The sequence below is a fragment of the Massilia niastensis DSM 21313 genome, assembly GCF_000382345.1.
GTDB classification, from domain to species: Bacteria; Pseudomonadota; Gammaproteobacteria; order Burkholderiales; family Burkholderiaceae_D; genus Telluria; species Telluria niastensis.
On record NZ_KB908191.1, the window covers coordinates 1 to 4,421 of the forward strand.

Annotated in this window: 5 protein-coding genes; all 5 read left to right on the forward strand. The window is 63.2% G+C overall.

Annotated features, from left to right (window positions below; all coding sequences use genetic code 11):
• Nucleotides 1–207 (forward strand): hypothetical protein (locus H162_RS34930; protein ID WP_040788591.1); only part of this gene is annotated, 207 nt, incomplete at its 5' end.
• A 64-nt stretch (nucleotides 208–271) separates the two neighbouring features.
• Nucleotides 272–1,390, forward strand: coding sequence for a cupin domain-containing protein (locus H162_RS0129410; RefSeq protein ID WP_020657052.1), 1,119 nt, complete (start codon nucleotides 272–274; stop codon nucleotides 1,388–1,390).
• 42 nt (nucleotides 1,391–1,432) lie between these two features.
• Entirely contained in the window at nucleotides 1,433–2,671 is a 1,239-nt protein-coding gene (locus H162_RS0129415) for a porin (RefSeq protein ID WP_211223763.1), read from the forward strand.
• Nucleotides 2,672–2,702: 31 nt separating this feature from the next.
• A complete protein-coding gene (locus H162_RS0129420) occupies nucleotides 2,703–3,779 on the forward strand; it encodes an ABC transporter substrate-binding protein (RefSeq protein ID WP_020657054.1) in 1,077 nt (358 codons plus the stop codon).
• 16 nt (nucleotides 3,780–3,795) lie between these two features.
• The gene (locus tag H162_RS0129425) at nucleotides 3,796–4,374 is read left to right on the forward strand and encodes a cupin domain-containing protein (protein ID WP_040788593.1); all 579 of its coding nucleotides are present in this window, start codon (nucleotides 3,796–3,798) and stop codon (nucleotides 4,372–4,374) included.
• The last annotated feature ends 47 nt before the right edge of the window (nucleotides 4,375–4,421 follow it).

The window sequence follows — 4,421 nt, forward strand, 5'->3', positions numbered from 1 at the left end:
ATTCCGCCGAATACCATCCACCAGCATTTCAACGCCGACCCGGACCGCCCGGTGCGGCTGATTTCGGCGATCAACCGGATCTACCAGAAGTTCGGTCTGAACGACCTGGAACAGCTGGAAAACGCGCCCGAGTACCAGCCCGGCCTGGTGCTCACGCCGGAACTGATCCAGCAGTACCTGACCGGGAAGGTCAGAGAGCCGGCCTGAGCCGCCGTGCCTGCCGCCAGGGCGGCAAATTCAATCAATGTCACTTCTAAGGCTGGAGATACAGATGTCGAAAAATGCAATCGTTTCAGATGAACTCGCGAAGAAGTTCGCCACCGAAAAGGAATCGCCTTACACCCGCTGGGTGGCCGCCGAGGGGCTGGACATCATCAGCGCCCACTACGTGCCGAGCCTGACCACGGTCGACCTCAAGCCATGGGGACGGCGCGGCGGCAAGGGCGTGTTCATCAACCATGAAGCCTCGCGCACCTCGAACGACTGCTACGTGTGCGAGATCCCTCCCGGCAAGCAGCTCGAGCCGCAGCGCCAGCTGTTCGAGGAAATGATCTACGTGCTGAGCGGCCGCGGATCGACCACGGTCTGGAACGATGCCGGCCAGCGCGTGAGCTTCGAATGGCAGACCGGCTCGCTGTTCGCGATTCCGCTGAATGCGACCTGCCAGCACTTCAACGGTTCGGGCAAGGATGCGGCCCGTTTCGTCGCCGTGACCAACGGCCCATCGGTCATCAACCTGTACGAGGACATCGATTTCGTCTTCAACACGAAATACGACTTCAAGAACCGCTTCTCGGGCGAGCCGGATTACTTCGACAACAAGGGCGAGCAAAAAGGCCTGCTACTGGAGACCAACTTCGTCGCCGACGCGGTGAACCTGCCCCTGATCAGTGCCAAGGAGCGCGGCGCCGGCGGCGGCCACATCCGCTTCAACATGGCCAAGGGCTCGATGAACAGCCATATCTCGCAGTTCCCGGTGGGCACCTACAAGAAGGCCCACTGCCACGGCCCGGGCGCCCACGTGATCATCCTGTCGGGCGAAGGCTACAGCCTGATGTGGCCGGAAGGCGAGGAGCCGAAGCGTTATGAATGGGAGACCGGCTCGATGATCGTGCCGCCCAACCTGTGGTTCCACCAGCACTTCAATACCGGCAAGGCCCCGGCCCGCTACCTGGCCTTCAAGCATGAAGTGGTCTCGATCCGCAACGCGCAGGGCGTGCCGAAGGCATGGATCAGCAAGCGCGTCGGCGGCGACCAGATCGACTATGCCGACGAAGCGCCGCTGGTGCGCAACCTGTTTGCCGAAGCGCTGGCAAGGAATGGGCTGGAACCGCGCATGAACGACGCCTACCAGGCGGAACTGGCCGACTTACCGCCAAAGGCGGCCTGAAACACGAAACGGCGGATCACCCCCAACTTGTGGAGACAAAAAATGATCGGAAATACAAGAACATCGATCGCCATGGCAGCGGCGTTCGCATGCGGCATGCCGCTGCTGGCCCAGGCTGCACCGAGCGTCGAGATCTACGGCAAGCTCTACCCGCAAATCAATAACGCGCGCGCCTATGGCGCCACGCCGGCCGGCACTCGCGGCAACACCCTGATCGGCACGATTGCCAGCCCGGCGACCGAGAATGTCGACGGAACCGTCATGGAATCGAGCAACTCGCGCCTCGGCTTCCGCGGCGTCGAAGACCTGGGAGGCGGCCTGAAGGCATTCTGGCAGCTGGAAATGGGCGTCGGGGTCGACAACGGCATCGGCGGCGACGGCACCCGCCTGTTCAGCCGCGACAACTTCGTCGGCCTGAGCGGCAGCGCGGGCACGATCAAGATCGGGCGCATGGACACCATCTACAAGGGCATCGGTGACGCGCTGAGCTTCCTCGGCATCTCCAGCGGCAACTTCGTCTCCAACAGCTCCGTGCTGTCCAAGCCCGGCATCGGCGACAGCGCCACCAGCTTCCACCTGCGCCGCGACAATGTGGTCCAGTACGAATCGCCGGAGGTGGGCGGCTTCCAGGCGCTGGTCCAGTATTCGCTCGGCGAGCTCGCCAGCAGCACCCGCAACAACTCCCTGTTCGGCGCCGGCATCACCTACCAGGGCGGCCCGTTCTATTTCGCCCTGGCGCACGAACGCCACTACGATTTCTTCGGCGGCTCGCGCAACGTCGAGCGCGCGCTGTCGAACTACGATCGCACCCTGCGCGTCGGCCTGCCGGGCACGCGTTCGACCGATAGCGCCACCCGCTTCACGGCCCAGTACGCCGTTACCAAGAACACCAAGGTCGAAGCGAACATCTCGCGCCTGGACTACGACGAGGAAGGCGGCGCGGTCGGCCGCTTCGCCAACTACCGCACCGATACCTGGAGCATCAACGTCCAGCAAAAGCTGGGTGCGTTCACGCTGCAGGCCGCGTACGCGAGCGGCGACGACGGCGAATGCACCCTGGTGGGCGGCGCTGTCTGCAGCACCGCGGGCCTGGGCGGCAAGCAGCTGAACCTGGGCGCCAGCTACTCGTTCTCGAAGCGCTCGATGATCTACCTGATCGGCAGCAAGCTGGAGAACGAAGCGCTCGGCATCCGCACCAACCTGGGAGAGCTGAACGACGGCGTAGTGGGGCGCGGCCAGGATATCCGCCAGGTGGCGCTTGGCGTGAGCCACACGTTCTGATCAACCATTCCATGCATGAAGAGGTAGGCACATGAAGACACATCCACTCCGCCGCGTCGCGCTCAGGCTCACGCTTGGCTGCCTGGCCGTGAGCGCGCTGTCCGCGGCCGCGCCCACGGCGGCGCTGGCGCAAGGCAAGGGCAGCGCCGATATCGCCGGCTACACGGGCCCCGACCGGGAAAAGCGCCTGATCGAAGGCGCGAAGAAGGAGGGCACGCTGATGATCTACACCTCGGCGCCGATCGACGACATGACCGTCCTGACCAGCGCGTTCGAGAAGAAGTACGGGATCAAGGTCAAGCTGTGGCGCGCGGGTTCGGAAAAGGTGCTGCAGCGCGCGGTGACCGAGGCGCGCGCCGGGCGTTACGACGTCGACGTCTTCGAGACCAATGGCCCGGAAATGGAAGCCATGCAGCGCGAGAGGATCCTGCAGCCGGTGAAGTCGCCCTACCTGAAGGACCTGATTCCCCAGGCGATGTTCCCGCATGGCGGATGGGTCAGCACCCGCCTCAACATCTTCGTGATGGCCTACAACACCGGCCGCATCAGGAAGGACGAGCTGCCGAAGACCTACGCCGACCTGCTCGATCCGAAGTGGAAGGGCAAGCTCGGCATCGAGGCCGAGGATGCCGACTGGTTCGCCGGCGTGGTCAACGAGCTGGGCGAGGAAAAAGGCGTGAAGCTGTTCCGCGACGTGGTCGCCAAGAACGGCATCTCGGTGCGCAAGGGCCATACCTTGCTGACCAACCTGGTGGCGTCCGGCGAGATCCCGCTGGCGATGACGGTCTATAACTACAAGGCGGAACAGCTGAAGCAGAAGGGCGCGCCGATGGAGTGGTTCTACATCGCACCGGCGATCGCCCGTCCGAACGGCGTCGGCGTGGCCAAGCACAGCCCGAACCCGCACGCCGCGGTCCTGTTCTTCGACTTCATGCTCAGCGATGCGCAGAAGATGCTGCTCGAGCGCGACTTCGTCCCGACCAGCACCAAGGTCGACACCCACCTGAACAAGCTGCCGCTCAAGTTCGTCGACCCCAAGGTCATCCTCGACGAGAACCAGAAATGGACGGGCTTGTACGACGAGATCTTTACGAAGCAAAGCAAATAAACCAGCGAGGACAATGATGGGAAAAGAGTCTCACTACAACAGCAAGAAGGATCGCGTGTTCCTGCGCGCGATCGCCGGGCCTTACAACCTGAAGAACGAGCTTGACCGCCTGCGCGCGATGCCGCGCGTGATCAAGGGCAAGGAACTGACGTTCAACGACGGACCGCAGTCCTTCAGCAAGCACTTCATCGAGCCGGTCGACGGACTGACGCAGACCCTCCACATCCACCTGGAGGAATACGGTCCGGGCGGCCGCACCCAGAAGCATGGCCATGTCAACGAGGCGGCCTTCTACATCCTCGACGGCACCGGCTACGAAATCCATGACGGCATCCGCTACGACTGGGATGCCGGCGACGTGGCGATCGTGCACAACAACTGCGTGCACCAGCACTTCAACAAGGATCCGCACAAGCCGGCGCGCGCGCTGGTGCTCAAGCCGAAGCCGATGATGATGTTCATGAACCTCCTGTTCCAGCAACAGGTGCTCCCGCGTCCCGCGGAGCCGACCCCGGAAGGCGTCGGCTATGAGCCGCGCCATTACGAGGAGAACTACAACTACGCGGATTACAGCGACATTCAAGGGGAGGATTGACGATGGCATGGGGTGAATCGAAGGCATGGCTGCAAGGCCTGGCCAAC